The organism is Lelliottia jeotgali (genome assembly GCF_016771845.1).
GTDB classification, from domain to species: Bacteria; Pseudomonadota; Gammaproteobacteria; order Enterobacterales; family Enterobacteriaceae; genus Enterobacter; species Enterobacter jeotgali.
This window is the reverse complement of the sequence record NZ_JAENMQ010000002.1, coordinates 126,807-144,229: the sequence shown is the minus strand read 5'-3', so window position 1 is coordinate 144,229 and position 17,423 is coordinate 126,807. Positions and strand designations below refer to the sequence as shown.

15 protein-coding genes and 1 riboswitch are annotated in these 17,423 nt (G+C 54.4%); of the genes, 6 read left to right on the top strand and 9 right to left on the bottom strand.

Translation table 11 applies throughout. The features are described from left to right. Window positions 1-25: 25 nt before the first annotated feature. The 4 genes from thiQ to sgrR all read right to left on the bottom strand — a co-directional run bounded on the left by thiQ (window position 26) and on the right by sgrR (window position 5,104). Window positions 26-727 (bottom strand): thiamine ABC transporter ATP-binding protein ThiQ, encoded by a 702-nt coding sequence (gene thiQ, locus JBO43_RS07095; RefSeq protein WP_202674000.1) that lies wholly within the window; start codon window positions 725-727, stop codon window positions 26-28. Beyond that, a complete protein-coding gene (thiP, locus tag JBO43_RS07090; RefSeq protein WP_202673999.1) occupies window positions 711-2,321 on the bottom strand; it encodes a thiamine/thiamine pyrophosphate ABC transporter permease ThiP in 1,611 nt (536 codons plus the stop codon). Before thiP ends, thiQ begins: the two co-directional genes overlap by 17 nt. After that, entirely contained in the window at window positions 2,297-3,280 is a 984-nt protein-coding gene (gene thiB / locus JBO43_RS07085) for a thiamine ABC transporter substrate binding subunit (protein WP_202673998.1), read from the bottom strand. Before thiB ends, thiP begins: the two co-directional genes overlap by 25 nt. A 31-nt stretch (window positions 3,281-3,311) precedes the next feature. Next, window positions 3,312-3,412, bottom strand: a riboswitch (TPP riboswitch). 36 nt (window positions 3,413-3,448) lie between these two features. Further along, on the bottom strand, window positions 3,449-5,104 hold the full coding sequence (gene sgrR, locus JBO43_RS07080; protein WP_202673997.1) for an HTH-type transcriptional regulator SgrR: 1,656 nt from the start codon (window positions 5,102-5,104) through the stop codon (window positions 3,449-3,451). Window positions 5,105-5,191: 87 nt separating this feature from the next. Between sgrR and sgrT the strand changes: the two genes are divergently transcribed. Both sgrT and JBO43_RS07070 read left to right on the top strand, forming a co-directional pair. Further along, on the top strand, window positions 5,192-5,344 hold the full coding sequence (gene sgrT / locus JBO43_RS07075) for a glucose uptake inhibitor SgrT (RefSeq protein WP_095280755.1): 153 nt from the start codon (window positions 5,192-5,194) through the stop codon (window positions 5,342-5,344). Window positions 5,345-5,464: 120 nt separating this feature from the next. Next, window positions 5,465-6,643, top strand: a complete 1,179-nt coding sequence (locus JBO43_RS07070) for a sugar efflux transporter (RefSeq protein WP_095280756.1) — start codon at window positions 5,465-5,467, stop codon at window positions 6,641-6,643. An 89-nt stretch (window positions 6,644-6,732) separates the two neighbouring features. Here the strand turns inward: JBO43_RS07070 and leuD are convergent, their stop codons facing one another. The 5 genes from leuD to leuL all read right to left on the bottom strand — a co-directional run bounded on the left by leuD (window position 6,733) and on the right by leuL (window position 11,592). Beyond that, entirely contained in the window at window positions 6,733-7,338 is a 606-nt protein-coding gene (leuD, locus tag JBO43_RS07065) for a 3-isopropylmalate dehydratase small subunit (RefSeq protein ID WP_095280757.1), read from the bottom strand. Window positions 7,339-7,348: 10 nt separating this feature from the next. Further along, window positions 7,349-8,749: a 3-isopropylmalate dehydratase large subunit gene (gene leuC / locus JBO43_RS07060; RefSeq protein WP_095280758.1), complete on the bottom strand. Its 1,401-nt coding sequence runs from the start codon at window positions 8,747-8,749 to the stop codon at window positions 7,349-7,351. A gap of 2 nt (window positions 8,750-8,751) precedes the next feature. Beyond that, window positions 8,752-9,843, bottom strand: coding sequence for a 3-isopropylmalate dehydrogenase (gene leuB / locus JBO43_RS07055; RefSeq protein WP_100777637.1), 1,092 nt, complete (start codon window positions 9,841-9,843; stop codon window positions 8,752-8,754). After that, window positions 9,843-11,414 carry a 2-isopropylmalate synthase gene (leuA, locus tag JBO43_RS07050; RefSeq protein ID WP_103947099.1) on the bottom strand — a complete coding sequence of 524 codons (1,572 nt, stop codon included), beginning with the start codon at window positions 11,412-11,414 and terminating at the stop codon, window positions 9,843-9,845. Before leuA ends, leuB begins: the two co-directional genes overlap by 1 nt. A 91-nt stretch (window positions 11,415-11,505) precedes the next feature. Next, complete coding sequence (leuL, locus tag JBO43_RS23170; RefSeq protein WP_103947098.1) at window positions 11,506-11,592, bottom strand: leu operon leader peptide; 87 nt, start codon at window positions 11,590-11,592, stop codon at window positions 11,506-11,508. Between the two features lie 633 nt (window positions 11,593-12,225). Between leuL and leuO the strand changes: the two genes are divergently transcribed. From leuO to cra, 4 genes are all read left to right on the top strand, one after another. Beyond that, window positions 12,226-13,170: a transcriptional regulator LeuO gene (leuO, locus tag JBO43_RS07040; protein WP_095280761.1), complete on the top strand. Its 945-nt coding sequence runs from the start codon at window positions 12,226-12,228 to the stop codon at window positions 13,168-13,170. Window positions 13,171-13,556: 386 nt separating this feature from the next. Then, on the top strand, window positions 13,557-15,281 hold the full coding sequence (ilvI, locus tag JBO43_RS07035; protein WP_103947097.1) for an acetolactate synthase 3 large subunit: 1,725 nt from the start codon (window positions 13,557-13,559) through the stop codon (window positions 15,279-15,281). Continuing rightward, a complete protein-coding gene (gene ilvN, locus JBO43_RS07030) occupies window positions 15,281-15,772 on the top strand; it encodes an acetolactate synthase small subunit (protein ID WP_006173870.1) in 492 nt (163 codons plus the stop codon). The genes ilvI and ilvN overlap by 1 nt, the downstream gene beginning before the upstream one ends. 180 nt (window positions 15,773-15,952) lie before the next feature. After that, complete coding sequence (gene cra / locus JBO43_RS07025; RefSeq protein WP_095280763.1) at window positions 15,953-16,957, top strand: catabolite repressor/activator; 1,005 nt, start codon at window positions 15,953-15,955, stop codon at window positions 16,955-16,957. Window positions 16,958-17,423 lie beyond the last annotated feature (466 nt).

The window sequence follows — 17,423 nt, the reverse complement described above, 5'->3', positions numbered from 1 at the left end:
AAGGCGTAGCCGCCATCCGGCGTTTTTACTGCGGCACGATTCCCAACAACGCTGAGGCACTCGCCTTCCCACTTACCAGCTCTTGCGTTTCCCCGTCCCACGCAATGCGTCCGTCGGCGATCACCACGGAGCGCGCCGCGATCCGCGCGGCGTCTTCTACGCTGTGCGACACCATCAGCATGGTGAGGTTCTTCTGCTGGCACACCTCCTTCACCAGCAACAGCATCTCCTGGCGTAGCGCCGGGTCGAGAGCGGAGAACGGTTCGTCGAGGAGTAAAATCGGCTGTTCGCGAACCAGACAACGGGCTAGCGCGACGCGCTGACGCTGGCCGCCGGAAAGCTCACCCGGCAGTCGGTCGAGAAATTCATTCAGTCCCATTTGCTGCGCGATAGCGTCCAGTTTCTCACGCTGGGCCTCGGTCAGCTTCAGGCCGGGATTCATCCCTAAGCCGATATTCTGGCGCACCGTCAGATGGGTAAACAGGTTGTTTTCCTGGAACAGCATCGACACCGGGCGCTGGGAAGGCGGCGTGTGGGTGTGGTTCTGCCCGTCAATCACCATCTCCCCGCGCGCCGGAGGCAAGAAACCTGCAATCAGATTCAGTAGCGTGCTTTTCCCCGCACCGCTTGGCCCGAGGATCGCAATCATCTCCCCGCGCTCGACGGAGAGCGTAAAGCGCATCGGCAGATGCTGATAAAGCCAGGTTACATCAGTCAGTTTTAGCATCGCGCCCCGGAAGTTTTTCGATAACGGTAAAGAGGGTAAAGCACAGCAGCAGCAGGAGCAGGGCGGTGACCGCGCCATCCTGACTGCGATACGAGCCGATCTGCTGATACAGCCAGAACGGCAGGGTGCGGAAATCGTCGTTGCCAAACAGCGCCACTACGCCGAAATCGCCAATCGACAGCACGCTGGCAAACGCCAGCGCCTGTGCCAGTGGGCGCTTCAGTGCGCGGAGTTCCACAACCTTCAACCGCTGCCAGCCGCGCATATCCAGTGACTGACACAGCAGCGTGTAGCGGGCGCTCAGATCGCGCATCGGATTTTCCAGCACTTTCAGCGCGTAGGGGATAGCCATCAGCGCGTTGGTGAAGATAACGATCCCGTCGGCATGGTCAGGTAATCCGAGGGTACTGTTGAACAGTAAAAAGAATCCGGTCGCCAGCACAATGCCTGGCATCGCCAGAATCAGCATTCCACTCAGCTCAAGTGCCTGTCCGAAGATGCGGGACTGGCGGGCGTACAGTTCGCGACTGCTCCACAGCAGCATCATAGTCAGCACAACGCACAGCAACCCGGCCCCGAGAGCGATGCGCAGTGACGTCCACAGCGCCTGCCACAGCACCGGCTGTTGTAGCACGGATAACAGATTCAGATTCAGACCGTCTACCACCACTGCCAGCAGCGGCGGGAGGAGTAATAAGAGCGCGAGGGCGATCAGCACGAGATCGCTCAGACGGCTGCGCAGGCTGTCCTGCGGGTCGCGCCAGCCGTTCACCTGATGACTGCCGACGGCAATCGCCTTGCTCAGGCGCTGGCTCAGCAGCACCAGCCCCAGACAGCAGAACATCTGGATCATCGCCAGCACTGCCGCGCGGCCCGGATCGTAGTCAAAGCTCAGCGCCTGATAGATCGCCAGTTCAATAGTGGTCGCCTGCGGCCCGCCACCAAGCGACAGCACGGTGGCAAAGCTGGCGAAGCAGAGCATAAAAATCAGTGCCGCGACGGGCGGGATCTGTCGACGCAGCCACGGCCACTCGACAAAGCGGAAGAAGGCGAAACCGCGCATCCCGAGCTGCGCCGCCAACTGGCGCTGTTCGCCGGGAATATTTTCCAGCGCTTGCAGGAACAATCGCGTCGCCATCGGCATATTAAAGAATACGTGAGCGAGTAAAATGCCCTGCAGGCCGTAAGGGGAGAAACTCCATTCGATGCCAAGCGCATTCAACAGCGTGGCGATCCACCCCTGTCGTCCGTATACGCTCAAAATGCCAAACACGGCGACCAGCACGGGCAGAATTAAGGTCATTGCGCACAGGCGCAGCAGGGCTTGCCTGCCGGGGAAGCGGCGGCGGTACAGTGCTCGCGCCAAAAAAATCGCCGGGACGACAGAAAGCAATGCCGAGAGAAACGCCTGCCAGAAGGAGAAGCGCACCACGTGCCAGAGATAGCTATCGTGCCACAGCGCGGCAATATCGCTTTCCGGTGCGTTCAGCCACAGGGCAAGAAATGCCCCGAGACTGACCACCACCATCAGCGTGGCAGCGGTCAGCCCAGGGATCAGCCAGCCGGGGATTAACGGCTGACGGCGCGTTGCCATTCACTGATCCAGGCGGCGCGCTGAGTGGAAACCTGCTGTGGAGTAAATTCCAGCGTGGTTTGCGGTTTGCTCAGCTGATCAAAGCCTGCGGGCAGCGTCACGTCGGTCACCGGATACATCCAGTTGCCGGTCGGGATCGCATTCTGGAACGCAGGTGAGACCATAAATTTCAGGAATTTTTCTGCCAGTTCTGGCTGTTTGCTGGCGGCGGTACGCGCGGCGACTTCCACCTGCAGATAATGGCCTTCGGCAAAGTTTGCGGCGGCGTAGTTGTCTTTTTTCTCTTCGATGATGTGATAGGCCGGAGAGGTGGTGTAGCTCAGAACCAAATCGCTTTCACCTTTCAGGAACAGGCCGTAGGCCTCACTCCAGCCTTTGGTGACGGTGACGGTTTTGGCCGCCAGTTTTTGCCAGGCTTCCGGCGCTTTATCGCCGTACACTTTTTGCATCCACAGCAGCAAGCCCAGGCCTGGCGTGCTGGTGCGCGGGTCCTGATAAATTACGCGCCATTTCTGGTCGCTCTCAACCAGTTCTTTCAGGCTTTTCGGCGGGTTCTTGAGCTTGTTTTTGTCATAGACGAAGGCGAAGTAGCCGTAATCGAAGGGCACGAAGGTGTCGTTTTTCCAGCCGCCTGGAACGCTCACCGCATCGGTGGCGATCCCACTTTTGACGAACAGATTAGTTTGCGAGGCCGCTTCCAACAGATTGTTGTCGAGACCCAGCACCACGTCGGCTTTGCTGTTTTTGCCTTCCATCCGCAGACGGTTCAGCAGGGAGACGCCATCTTCCAGCGCCACGAATTTCAGCTCGCAGTTGCAGTCGGCTTCAAAGGCTTTTTTGACCACCGGGCCAGGGCCCCAGTCGGCGGCAAAGGAGTCGTAGGTGTAGACCGTCAAAACGGGTTTGGCAAAAGCAGGCAGCGCGAACAGCGCCAGCAGGGGGAGAACTTTTTTTAACACTTTGCACCTCAAAGTTGAGTGGCAAAGGATTTTGAGCGACAGCCTCAAATCCCTTCGCCGGCGTTATCCGGATCAGGTTCGACGGGTATTATCTCAGCGCACATCGTTGATGCAGCACCCCGTTGAGAACGGCGGTATTGTAATGATTTGGTGAATATTACGAAAGTGTTATGGTTCCGGCGGCGCAAACCAGGCTGATTTAAAGTCAAACCAGCCGAGGGTGTTCATGCGCAGGCCGCGCATACTGCGCTGTCCCTGAATCATTAGCCAGTGGTGGATCAGCGGCACCATCGCCTGCTGGGCCAGCAGTTGCTGACACCAGACCGCCAGATTCATATCGCCCGCTCGCCACTGGGCGGCGTCCTGCTGCCAGTTGCGGGCGATGCAGTGCTGGATCAGCGGCGTTTCATACAGATGCGAGAATAACGAGAAATCGAGCGGCAGGGTGAAGTTCGCGCTGTTGAGCCAGATATCGCTCACCGCTTCGCCGCGATGCCATTCGTCGTATTCCACTTCCTGAATGTCTAGCACCACCCCTTCTGCGGCCAGCAGCTTGCTCATGATGCGGGCGATAAACCGGTGCTCAACGTGTTCGCGATAATAGGTCAGGGTAATGGATTCCAGCCCGGCAGGCTTTTCGCACCGCCCTGGACGGGCGTGGTGCCAGCGGGGCAGCAGCCCGTAGGCCGGGAACCAGTAGGTCTGGTGCTGATCTTCCGCCTGATAAATCAGATTGGCAGGTGCGAGGATTTGGCTGACCCACTGGCGCACTTCGGGGCTCGCGCCCCGGTGGGTGCGAGCATCGAACAATAGATAGTAGCAGCCCTCTTCAAGACGGCTTTCGACCGCTTTTTCGCCGTCGGTCGGGCCTTCCAGCGTCAGGCCGGGGCTGAACTCTTCGCTGATCTCCGGCAGCACCCAGACATTCACTTCATCAATCAATGCGCGATAGCCAAAATAGTCATCGAAGGCACGAATTTTCAGCTGATTGTTATTATTGCGCGTCACCGCGTAAGGGCCGGTTCCTACCGGCTGACTGGCGAAATTCGCCATCGAACCCCACTCGTGCGGCAAAATCATCGACGGAATATGGCCCATCAGCCACGGCAACCACTGGTCTGGCTCGGAAAGCTCAATATCCAGCGTCCAGGCGGTAGGGGAGTGAATGTGCGTAATGTGGGAGTAGAGCGGCAGCTCGCGGGCGCGTTGCAGGGAGGCAATAACGTCGTCCATCTCCAGCTCGCGGCCATGATGAAAATGAATACCGGGGCGTAAAAAAAAGCGCCAGTGTAACGGGGATAATTGCTGCCAGTGATGGGCGATATCGGCTTCCAGTTCCCCATTTTCCTCATTTATACGCGTCAGGCCGCTAAATATTTGTCTCGCCATGTGCGTTTCGGAACGACGTAAGGCGCTGCCGGGCAGCAGGTTTTTCATCGGACGATAGTAAAGCACGCGCAGGATGTGCTTGCCCTGGCGGAAGCTGCGGCCCAGATGAGAGACCAGCATCTGGCGCACGGCGGCTTTGTCGCCCACCAGTTGCACCAGCTGATCGATGCGGTCCTGCTCCAGCAGGTCTTCGGCGCGCTGTTGCTGGAGTGCCAGCCCGGTATAAAGGAAGGTTAAGCGCGAGCGCTTTCCGCGTCCGGCCTCCGCCTCCCAGCTGAGCCATCCCTGCTGCTGCATGGTGTTGAGCAGCGTTCGCATATGGCGGCGCGAGCAGTTCAGCAGTTCTGCCAGTTCGCTCAACGTGGTCTCTTTCGGCTGGCCTTCGCAGCATTGCCAGAGGCGGATGAATTGTTGTTGCAGACGACCAGACGGCATAAAAGGGGAACTCCTGACAAAAAATCAGCAATTTATTATTCCTCATAATAAGCCAATAATTGATTTCGATGAAGTGAGGAGGTGAATATGAAGAGGTCTACCGCACGTCAGTTTTATCAGCAGTACTTTTCAGCGACAAAAGGAGTGTCCTGGCTGGCCCGCCAGTGTGCAGAACAGCGCCTGAAAATGCTCGAAGATCTGATGCAGTGGGATGTTACGAATCCGACCTCTTCCCGCTGACTTGCCTCGATCATGTGTGACTGAGTATTGGTGCTTATCACCCGCCAGCAAAATGTTTTTGCTGGCTTTTTTCGTTTACACTGCCTCCTGATTTCGCTCCTCTTTGACAAGGAACTGCGCATGCTCTGGTTGATGACGATGGGCCGCCGCCTTAACGGTGTGTATGCCGCTTTTATGCTGGTGGCCTTTATGATGGGCGTCGCGGGTGCGCTGCAAGCGCCGACCCTGAGCCTGTTCCTGAGTCGCGAGGTGGGCGCACAGCCTTTTTGGGTGGGCCTGTTTTATACGGTCAACGCCATCGCCGGGATTTTGGTTAGCCTTGCGCTGGCGAAACGCTCTGACAGCAAGGGCGATCGCCGCAAACTAATCCTCTTTTGCTGCGCGATGGCCATCGGCAACGCGCTGCTGTTCGCTTTCAACCGCCACTATCTGACGCTGCTCACCTGCGGTGTGCTGCTGGCGTCGCTCGCCAATACCGCCATGCCGCAGCTCTTTGCGCTGGCGCGTGAGTATGCGGATAACTCGGCGCGAGAAGTGGTGATGTTCAGCTCGGTGATGCGTGCCCAGCTTTCGCTGGCGTGGGTCATTGGCCCGCCGCTGGCCTTTATGCTGGCGCTGAATTACGGCTTTACGATGATGTTCTCGATCGCGGCGGGGATTTTTGCCATCAGCCTGGTGCTCATCGCGTGCGTATTGCCGTCCGTCGCCAGGGTCGAACAGGCTGCAGATACGCCCGTCACCCAGGTGAGCGGCTGGAGTAACAAAAACGTCCGTATGCTGTTTATCGCTTCGACGCTGATGTGGACCTGCAACACTATGTACATCATCGATATGCCACTGTGGATCAGTAGCGATCTGGGGCTACCGGATAAACTCGCCGGGATTTTGATGGGCACCGCCGCCGGGCTGGAGATCCCAGCGATGATCCTCGCGGGCTATTACGTGAAACGCTTTGGCAAGCGCCGGATGATGGTGATCGCGGTGGCGGCTGGCGTGCTGTTTTATCTTGGGTTAATTCTGTTCCATTCCCGCGAGGCGCTGCTGGCGTTGCAGTTGTTTAATGCGATTTTTATCGGGATTGTCGCCGGGATTGGTATGCTCTGGTTCCAGGATCTGATGCCCGGACGTGCGGGTTCAGCCACCACACTTTTCACTAACAGTATTTCGACCGGCGTGATTCTGGCGGGGGTGATTCAGGGGGCGCTGGCGCAGAGCTACGGTCACTTTGCGGTGTACTGGGTGATTGCGGGAATATCGTTGGTGACGCTGGGGCTGACGCTTCGTGTCCGAGATGTATAAGTTTGCCGGATGGCGCTGCGCTTATCCGGCCTACAAAGCTACAAAGCTACAAACCAAACAAAATGGCCCGCTTTCGCGGGCCTTTTTCGTTAACGCATAAACGCCGGTTGTTTGTTTTCGTAGGTCGCAATCGACTCTTCGTGTTGAAGGGTCAAACCGATGCTGTCCAGACCGTTGATCATGCAATGGCGGCGGAAATCATCGATTTTAAAGCTGTAGGTTTTTTCACCTGCTTTCACCACCTGCGCTTCCAGATCCACTTCAAACGAAATGCCCGGATTGGCTTTCACCAGCGCGAACAGCTCATCGACCTGCTCATCGCTCAGGGTCACCGGCAGCAGCTGATTGTTGAAGCTGTTGCCGTAGAAGATGTCGGCAAAGCTCGGGGCGATCACCACTTTAAAACCGTAGTCGGTCAGTGCCCACGGCGCGTGTTCACGGGAAGAACCACAGCCGAAGTTTTCGCGCGCTAACAGAATCGATGCGCCTTTAAATTCCGGGAAGTTCAGGACGAACTCAGGATTCGGCTTCTGACCTTCATCGTCGAGAAAACGCCAGTCATTGAACAGGTGGGCACCAAATCCGGTGCGAGTGACTTTCTGCAAAAACTGCTTCGGAATAATGGCGTCCGTATCCACGTTCGCCGCATCCAGCGGGACAACCCGGCCCGTATGTTGGGTAAATTTCTCTGCCATGATTGTCTCCTTATTTCAAACCACGAATATCGGCAAAATGACCGGTGACAGCTGCCGCTGCCGCCATCGCCGGGCTGACCAGATGGGTGCGTCCACCACGACCCTGGCGGCCTTCAAAGTTACGGTTGCTGGTAGATGCGCAGCGCTCGCCTGGATTCAGACGGTCGTTGTTCATCGCCAGGCACATGGAGCAGCCGGGTAAACGCCACTCAAAACCGGCTTCGATAAAGATCTTATCCAGACCTTCGGCTTCCGCCTGCGCTTTTACCGGGCCGGAGCCTGGTACCACCAGCGCCTGCACGCCAGGAGCCACTTTACGGCCTTTGGCAATTTCCGCCGCCGCGCGCAAATCTTCGATACGGGAGTTGGTGCAGGAGCCGATAAACACTTTATCGATCGCCACGTCCGTCAGCGGCACGCCCGGTTTCAGGCCCATATAGGCCAGCGCTTTCTCGGCGCTCGCACGTTCAACCGGATCGGCAAACGAGGCCGGATCGGGGATGTTGTCGTTGACGGAAATCACCTGGCCTGGGTTGGTGCCCCAGGTGACCTGCGGGGCGATCTCTTCGGCCTGCAGCGTCACCACGGTGTCGAAGGTCGCGCCGTCGTCAGTTTGCAGGGTTTTCCAGTATTGCACCGCATCGTCGTAATCTTTGCCTTTCGGCGCGTGCAGACGGCCTTTCACATAGTTAAACGTGATGTCGTCTGGCGCAACCAGACCGGCTTTGGCGCCCATCTCAATTGCCATGTTACACAGCGTCATGCGGCCTTCCATGCTCAGTGCACGGATAGCATCACCGCAGAATTCCACGACGTGGCCGGTACCGCCTGCGCTACCGGTTTTACCGATAATTGCCAGCACGATATCTTTGGCGGTAATACCCGGTGCCGCTTTGCCATTGACTTCGATTTTCATGGTTTTCGCGCGGCCCTGTTTCAGGGTTTGCGTCGCCAGAACGTGCTCCACTTCGGAGGTGCCGATACCAAACGCCAGTGCACCGAACGCGCCGTGGGTAGCGGTGTGGGAGTCGCCGCAGACGATGGTCATGCCCGGCAGGGTGATGCCCTGCTCAGGCCCCATCACGTGGACGATGCCCTGATACGGATGATTCAGGTCGTACAGCTCAACGCCGAACGCGTTGCAGTTCTTGATCAGCTCCTGCATCTGGATACGCGCCATTTCGCCGGACGCGTTGATATCTTTGGTCTGGGTCGAAACGTTGTGATCCATCGTGGCGAAAGTTTTACCCGGCTGGCGAACCGGACGGTTGTGCGCGCGCAGGCCATCGAATGCCTGTGGGGACGTCACTTCGTGGACCAGATGACGGTCAATGTACAGCAGCGGGGTTTCGTTTTGTGCCTCAAAAACCACGTGAGCATCAAACAATTTTTCGTATAACGTCTTCGCCATGATTACACCCCTTCAGCGACATAGCGGGCAATGATGTCGCCCATTTCATCGGTACTGACCGCCGCCGCGCCGCGCGCTAAGTCGCCGGTGCGGATGCCTTCTTCTAATGCGCGGTTGATGGCGCTTTCGATTGCGTCTGCAGCGTCGTTCGCGTCGAGGCTGTAGCGCAGCAGCAGGGCCAGAGAGAGGATCTGCGCAATCGGGTTGGCGATGTTTTTACCGGCGATATCCGGCGCGGAGCCGCCCGCTGGCTCGTACAGACCAAACCCTTCTTCGTTCAGGCTGGCGGACGGCAGCATGCCCATCGAGCCGGTGATCATCGCGCACTCGTCAGACAGAATATCGCCGAACAGGTTGGAGCACAGCAGCACGTCAAACTGCGACGGGTCTTTGATCAACTGCATAGTGGCGTTGTCGATGTACATGTGTGCCAGCTCAACGTCCGGATACTCTTTGGCGATTTCGTTGACGATTTCGCGCCACAAAATCGAAGATTGCAGAACGTTAGCTTTATCAATGGAGGTCACTTTGTGACGGCGTTTACGCGCAGACTCAAAGGCGATGCGGGCAATGCGTTCGATTTCAAAACGATGATACACCTCGGTATCAAACGCTTTCTCGTGCTGACCGCTGCCTTCGCGACCTTTTGGCTGGCCGAAATAGATGCCACCGGTTAATTCACGCACGCACAGAATGTCGAAGCCGTTGGCGGCAATATCGGCACGCAGCGGGCAAAACTCTTCCAGCCCCTGATACAGCTTCGCCGGACGCAGGTTGCTGAACAATTTGAAGTGCTTACGCAGCGGGAGCAGCGCGCCACGCTCTGGTTGCTCTGCTGGCGGCAGGTGTTCCCATTTTGGGCCGCCGACGGAGCCGAACAAGACCGCATCAGCGTTTTCACAGCCTTCAACGGTGGCTTTCGGCAGTGGAGTGCCGTGGTTATCAATCGCAATGCCACCCACATCATAGTGGCTGGTGGTGATTTTCATCGCGAAACGTGCGCGAATGGCTTCCAGGACTTTCAGGGCTTGTGTCATCACTTCCGGGCCAATTCCATCCCCCGGCAACACAGCAATATGGTAATTCTTCGACATTACACGGTTTCCTTATTGTTCTCTTTATTCTGAGCTTTGCGTTGCAATTCTTTTTCGACTTCGGCGGCGCGCCAAATGTTGTTCAGAACGTGAACCATCGCTTTGGCGGAGGATTCAACGATATCCGTCGCCAGACCGACGCCGTGGAAACGGCGGCCATTGTAGGTGACGACGATATCGACCTGACCGAGTGCGTCTTTGCCGTGGCCTTTGGCGCTGAGATCGTATTTGACCAGCTCGATGTCATAGGCGGTGATGCGGTTGATGGCCTGGTAAATCGCGTCGACCGGGCCATTACCGTTGGCGGCTTCCGCTTTGATGTCTTCGCCGCAGGCCAGTTTTACAGAGGCGGTGGCGATGTCGCTGGAGCCGGACTGGACGCTGAAGTAGTCCAGGCGGAAGTGCTCTGGTTCTTCCTGCTGTTTGTTGATGAACGCCAACGCTTCCAGGTCGTAATCGAACACCTGACCTTTTTTATCGGCCAGTTTCAGGAACGCGTCGTACAGGTGATCCATGTTGTAGTCGCTTTCCTTGTACCCCATCTCTTCCATACGGTGTTTTACCGCCGCGCGGCCAGAACGGGAGGTCAGGTTCAACTGTACCTGGTTCAGACCGATGGATTCCGGGGTCATGATTTCGTAGTTTTCGCGGTTCTTCAGCACGCCGTCCTGGTGGATGCCGGAGGAGTGGGCGAATGCGCCGGTACCGACAATCGCTTTGTTTGCCGGGATCGGCATGTTGCAAATCTGGCTGACGGTCTGGCTGGTGCGCCAGATTTCGTTGTGATTAATGCGGGTCTGCACATTCATGATGTCTTTACGCACTTTGATCGCCATGATCACTTCTTCCAGCGAACAGTTACCGGCGCGCTCACCGATGCCGTTCATTGCCCCTTCTACCTGACGTGCGCCAGCATGGACGGCTGCAATTGCATTGCCAACGGCCAGGCCCAAATCGTCGTGAGTGTGGACGGAAATAATCGCTTTATCGATATTCGGTACGCGTTCGTACAGGCCGGTAATGATGTTGGAGAACTCGAACGGCATGGTGTAGCCGACGGTGTCCGGGATATTGATGGTGGTGGCACCGGCGTTAATCGCGGCTTCAACCACGCGTGCCAGATCGGCGATTGGCGTACGACCGGCATCTTCACAGGAGAATTCAACGTCGTCGGTGTAGTTGCGAGCCCGTTTGATCATGTAAATCGAACGCTCAATAACTTCATCCAGCGTGCTACGCAATTTTGTGGCGATATGCATCGGGGAGGTGGCGATAAAAGTATGGATTCGGAATGCTTCGGCCACTTTCAACGATTCTGCTGCCACGTCGATATCTTTTTCTACGCAGCGAGCCAGAGCACATACGCGGCTATTTTTGATGGTGCGGGCGATAGTCTGCACGGACTCGAAGTCACCCGGTGAGGAGACCGGGAAACCCACCTCCATTACATCGACACCCATCCGTTCAAGGGCCAGCGCAATCTGCAGTTTCTCTTTCACGCTCAGGCTTGCCTGTAACGCCTGTTCACCGTCACGTAAGGTTGTATCGAAAATTACGACTTGCTGGCTCATGGGTTTGGTCCTTGTCTGTCCTGGGGCGCCTTGCTACGAGCATAAAAAAACCCGCGCAGTGGCGCGGGTTTTTTTGTTTACTGGAGACGATTCAACGTTGAATTTCGCCCGCCAGCCTACCGCGCAAAGTGGATGCGTTTAGTAGTAGTAGGCTGAGGAAGCGAATGGTACGAATCATGAATCAGGCTCCAGATGAATGCGTTATGCTTTTAGTGGTACTGGATATGCGGATTCAAGTCAACCCTTGAGGTGAAAAACAGCAACAATCATTGAAAGCAATAAGCGGAACGCTTTAGCGTATTGTGCTGGGTTATGCCTCTGCGGCTATTTAAATTGTCTAATTTTGGACTTTGATTAAATGTTTGGAATGAAATTAATATATTTCGTTTCAATTATCCTTGAGACTGGTCGAACGATTGATAATTTCTAATTTCATTAAATTCATAGGGTTGTAGGTTTTCATGGGGTGTGAAGAGTGAATGAATATGGAACCATGATAATGAAATGTTAACCGGTGGTCGTTAGTCGTGTTGAATAGTTTAATAAAACTTAAATATTTGTTTATCAGTAGGCTTATTGTTTATTCATTGGATTTATGGTTTCATTCGAATCCTAATGTTTTACTTATTACTTTTATTTCTCATCGCGTGATCGCGTATGTTCCTGTATGTGCTATTTAGTGTGAGTCCTTTGAATATTCCGATTTTTAATCTTTTCTCATTTTCTGGTTTTATCTGCATGATAAATAATATTTTTAAAAGTTATTACTGCACTAAAGCAAAGGGAGTGTAGCGTGACAGTGGAGTTAGGTATGTTAGAAAAAAGAAATGAACGGCCTCACGCCAGTGAAGGGAGCAGGCCACAATTACGCACCGTTGATCTTAACTTATTAACCGTTTTTGATGCAGTCATGCAGGAGCAGAATATCACTCGAGCGGCACAGTCTCTGGGGATGTCCCAGCCTGCTGTGAGTAATGCTGTAGCAAGGCTTAAACTGATGTTTAACGACGAACTGTTCGTGCGGTATGGCCGGGGTATCCAGCCGACCGCCAGAGCTTATCAGCTTTTTGCTTCTGTACGACAAGCATTACAACTGGTGCAAAATGAGCTCCCTGGGTCCGGTTTCGAACCTTTAAGCAGCGAGCGTATTTTCCATCTTTGTGTATGCAGCCCACTGGATAATTACCTGACCTCTATTATTTATAATAAAGTTGAAGCCATTGCGCCGAATATTAATTTGATATTTAAGTCCTGCTTAAATCAGAATACAGAGCACCAGCTACGTTATCAGGAAACGGAATTTGTACTGGGCTATGAAGAGTTTCGGCGTCCAGAGTTTTCCTGCGTGCCGCTATTCAAAGATGAAATGGTATTAGTCGCCAGCAAAACCCATCCGCGCATAAATGGGCCGTTGCTCGAAAGTGACGTGTATAATGAGCAGCACGCGGTTGTTGCCCTTGACAGGTACGCTTCATTTAGCCAGCCGTGGTATGACACCCCGGATAAACAGGCCAGCGTGGCATATCAGGGAATGGCTATGGTGAGTGTGTTGAATATCGTTTCGCAGACGCATCTGGTGGCTATTGCCCCTCGCTGGCTGGCGGAAGAGTTCTCATCCCAATTGAATTTGCAAATATTATCGCTGCCGCTAAAACTCAATAGCCGCACTTGTTATCTTTCCTGGCATGAAGCAGCAGGGCGAGATAAAGGCCATCAGTGGATGGAAGAGCTATTGGTAAGCGTTTGTCGGCGTTAATCACCATCAGGATAAATCGGTGTAACTCATCCGCTTTATCCTGCATTTATTTTATCGACCAGTATTTTATGCTGTTCTGAATTTTTCCTTTCGCTTTTTACCACGCAAAAATAGATGAATTACTGATTCAATGCCTTTTTAAGCGACGAATCATCATCACAAAAGTCTATTCCAGTGGAATTCACCATATCTTGTCATAATGCCTGTGTATTCTGCTTTTACCCTCATTTTCACGCCTCCGTTTGCTGATTGCCTGCCTCATAGGGAGCGGTTAAGGTGAAGGTCACTCTGCAAAAATGACAGACAGGGGAAACCCTGGAAAGTAAGACGGCGAGGAAATGAATTTCTCGGTTCGTCTATAACAACAAGAAGCCTGGAGGCAAACCATGGAGATGTTGTCTGGCGCCGAAATGGTCGTCCGGTCGCTTATCGATCAGGGCGTCAAGCAAGTATTCGGCTATCCCGGAGGCGCGGTCCTCGATATTTACGATGCCCTGCATACCGTGGGCGGTATCGATCATGTACTGGTTCGCCATGAGCAAGCTGCCGTACATATGGCCGATGGCCTGGCGCGTGCAACCGGAGAAGTGGGCGTGGTGCTGGTCACCTCCGGCCCTGGAGCCACCAACGCCATTACGGGCATTGCGACTGCCTATATGGATTCCATCCCGCTGGTCATTTTATCCGGACAGGTTGCGACTTCCCTGATTGGCTACGATGCCTTTCAGGAGTGCGACATGGTGGGGATCTCCCGCCCGGTGGTAAAACACAGCTTCCTGGTCAAGCAAACGGAAGACATTCCGGGCGTACTGAAAAAAGCGTTCTGGCTGGCGGCCAGCGGTCGTCCAGGCCCGGTGGTGGTCGATTTACCGAAAGATATTCTTAATCCGGCCAATAAGCTGCCGTACGTCTGGCCGGATTCCGTGAGCATGCGTTCCTATAACCCGACGACTCAGGGACATAAAGGTCAAATCAAACGTGCGCTGCACACGCTGATCGCCGCCAAAAAACCGGTGGTTTACGTCGGCGGTGGGGCGGTAAATGCACATTGTCACGCGCAGCTACGCGAACTTATCGAAAAATTAAACTTACCCGTGGCCTCATCGTTAATGGGGCTGGGTGCGTTTCCGGCTACCCATCGCCAGGCATTGGGTATGTTAGGCATGCATGGCACTTATGAAGCCAACATGACGATGCACAACTCCGATGTGATTTTCGCCGTCGGCGTACGTTTTGACGATCGCACCACCAACAATCTGGCGAAGTACTGCCCGAATGCGACAGTGCTGCATATCGATATCGACCCGACTTCCATTTCCAAAACGGTTCCAGCCGATGTGCCGATTGTGGGCGATGCCCTTCAGGTTCTGGAACAGATGCTGGAGCTGCTGGCGCAGGACGTTCCTGCACAGCCGCTAGATGATATTCGCGACTGGTGGCAGCAGATTGAGCAGTGGCGCGCCCGTCAGTGTCTGAAGTACGACACCCAGAGTGAACACATTAAACCGCAGGCGGTGATCGAAACGATCTGGCGGTTGACCAAAGGAGAGGCTTACGTCACCTCCGATGTGGGCCAGCACCAGATGTTTGCTGCCCTTTATTATCCATTCGATAAACCGCGTCGCTGGATTAACTCCGGTGGCCTGGGAACCATGGGATTCGGTCTGCCTGCGGCACTGGGCGTTAAGCTGGCATTGCCGGATCAAACCGTGGTGTGCGTGACCGGGGATGGCAGTATCCAGATGAACATTCAGGAACTCTCCACCGCGTTGCAATACGATCTTCCGGTGCTGGTGCTGAACCTCAACAACGGCTATCTGGGGATGGTGAAGCAGTGGCAGGATATGATCTACTCTGGCCGCCATTCGCAATCCTATATGAAATCGTTGCCGGACTTTGTGCGTCTGGCAGAAGCCTACGGCCACGTGGGGATTCGCGTTAGCGATCCAAATGAGCTGGAGGCAAAACTCGGCGAAGCGCTGGAGCACGTCAGGAACAACCGCCTGGTCTTTGTGGATGTGATCGTCGATGGAACGGAGCACGTCTATCCGATGCATATTCGCGGCGGCGGTATGGATGAAATGTGGTTAAGCAAAACGGAGAGAACCTGATGCGCAGGATATTATCTGTACTCCTGGAAAACGAATCTGGCGCGTTATCGCGCGTCATTGGGCTCTTTGCGCAGCGCGGCTACAACATTGAAAGCCTGACCGTGGCACCGACCGACGATCCGACGTTGTCGCGAATGACCATCCAGACCGTCGGCGATGCAAAAGTGCTTGAGCAAATTGAAAAGCAGCTGCATAAATTAGTCGATGTGCTGCGAGTCAGTGAATTAGGGCAGGGGGCCTACGTCGAGCGCGAAGTCATGCTGGTGAAAATTCAGGCCAGCGGATACGGGCGCGAAGAGGTGAAGCGCAATACGGATATCTTCCGTGGGCAGATCATCGATGTCACGCCGTCTATCTATACCGTTCAGCTTGCCGGAACCAGCGATAAGCTTGATGCGTTTCTGGCTTCTGTTCGCGATGTAGCAAAAATTGTTGAGGTCGCGCGCTCAGGCATCGTGGGCTTGTCCCGCGGTGATAAAATCATGCGTTAACGACCAAAAAGGTTCGCCTCTTTCAGCCCGGTCTGCAAAGCCGGGCTTTTTTTTGCCTAAACGCAGCCTAACTGAGAGAAAAGCGGTTGCCGCAAGGACTATTCTGCGTTTAGATGTTAAAAGATATAACCATAAACCTGACAAGGCCATGGACTCTTTTATTTCGTTTAAGGGGCAATTGTGAAACTGGATGAAATCGCCCGGCTAGCCGGCGTGTCACGAACTACGGCGAGCTATGTGATTAACGGTAAAGCAAAGCAGTACCGTGTTAGCGACAAAACCGTTGAAAAAGTCATGGCGGTGGTTCGCGAGCATAACTACCATCCGAACGCCGTCGCGGCTGGGTTACGTGCCGGGCGCACTCGCTCTATTGGTCTGGTGATTCCGGATCTTGAGAACACCAGCTATACCCGCATTGCGAATTATCTCGAACGTCAGGCGCGCCAGCGTGGCTATCAGCTGTTGATCGCCTGCTCGGAAGATCAGCCGGATAACGAGATGCGTTGCATTGAACATCTCCTGCAACGCCAGGTTGATGCGATTATTGTTTCCACCTCTCTGCCGCCAGAGCATCCTTTCTATCAGCGCTGGGCGAATGGCTCGTTCCCGATCGTCGCACTGGATCGTGCACTGGATCGCGAGCATTTCACAAGCGTAGTGGGTGCGGATCAGGACGATGCTGAGATGCTAGCCGCCGAGCTGCGCACTTTCCCGGCGGAAACCGTGCTTTATCTCGGCGCGTTGCCGGAGTTGTCCGTTAGCTTCTTGCGCGAGCAGGGGTTCCGTACCGCCTGGAAAGACGATCCGCGCGAAGTGCATTATCTGTATGCCAATAGCTACGAGCGTGAAGCCGCTGCACAGCTGTTTGAGAAATGGCTTGAGACTCATCCGATGCCGCAGGCGTTGTTCACCACTTCTTTTGCTCTCCTTCAGGGGGTGATGGACGTTACGCTGCGTCGTGAAGGGAAACTGCCTTCCGAGCTGGCTATTGCCACTTTTGGCGATAACGAATTACTCGATTTCTTGCAATGTCCGGTTCTGGCCGTTGCTCAGCGTCATCGTGACGTCGCGGAGCGTGTACTGGAAATTGTGCTGGCGAGCCTTGATGAGCCGCGCAGGCCAAAACCTGGGCTGACGCGTATCAAACGTAATCTGTACCGCCGTGGTGTGCTGAGCCGTCATTAATTGAATTATCAGGGCAGTTGACTGCCCTGATTGTTTCTCATTATCACGCTAAATAATAACCTGACCAAAATTAGGATAATTCTTTAAGAATCATAGCCTGCTATTCTTCTTATTTCATTTTGCGTTCTTCGCGGTCTTTTTAAGGTTATTTCGGCAACAGTCATCACTATTTTTTGTATTGTTTTGTTACAAAGGCCATTCTCTCGCTGAAATATCAGCCGTTTTTTCCTCATTGACTCCAGCCTGCGCGCCAGGTCTTGTGCCTTCACGCTTCTGGGCTGCATCTGGCGCTGTCATCCCTGTGCGTAATGTCTTAAAATGCCGTCCGCGTCGCAAACTGACACTTTATATTTGCCTCTGATGATATGAAGTGAAATTTAACGCCCGTATGCCTGTTTGTTTTTTTTCTTACAAATATTCATGACGTTAATTTTGCCTCGCCAGTTGTGCAGTTATTAATCAAGTT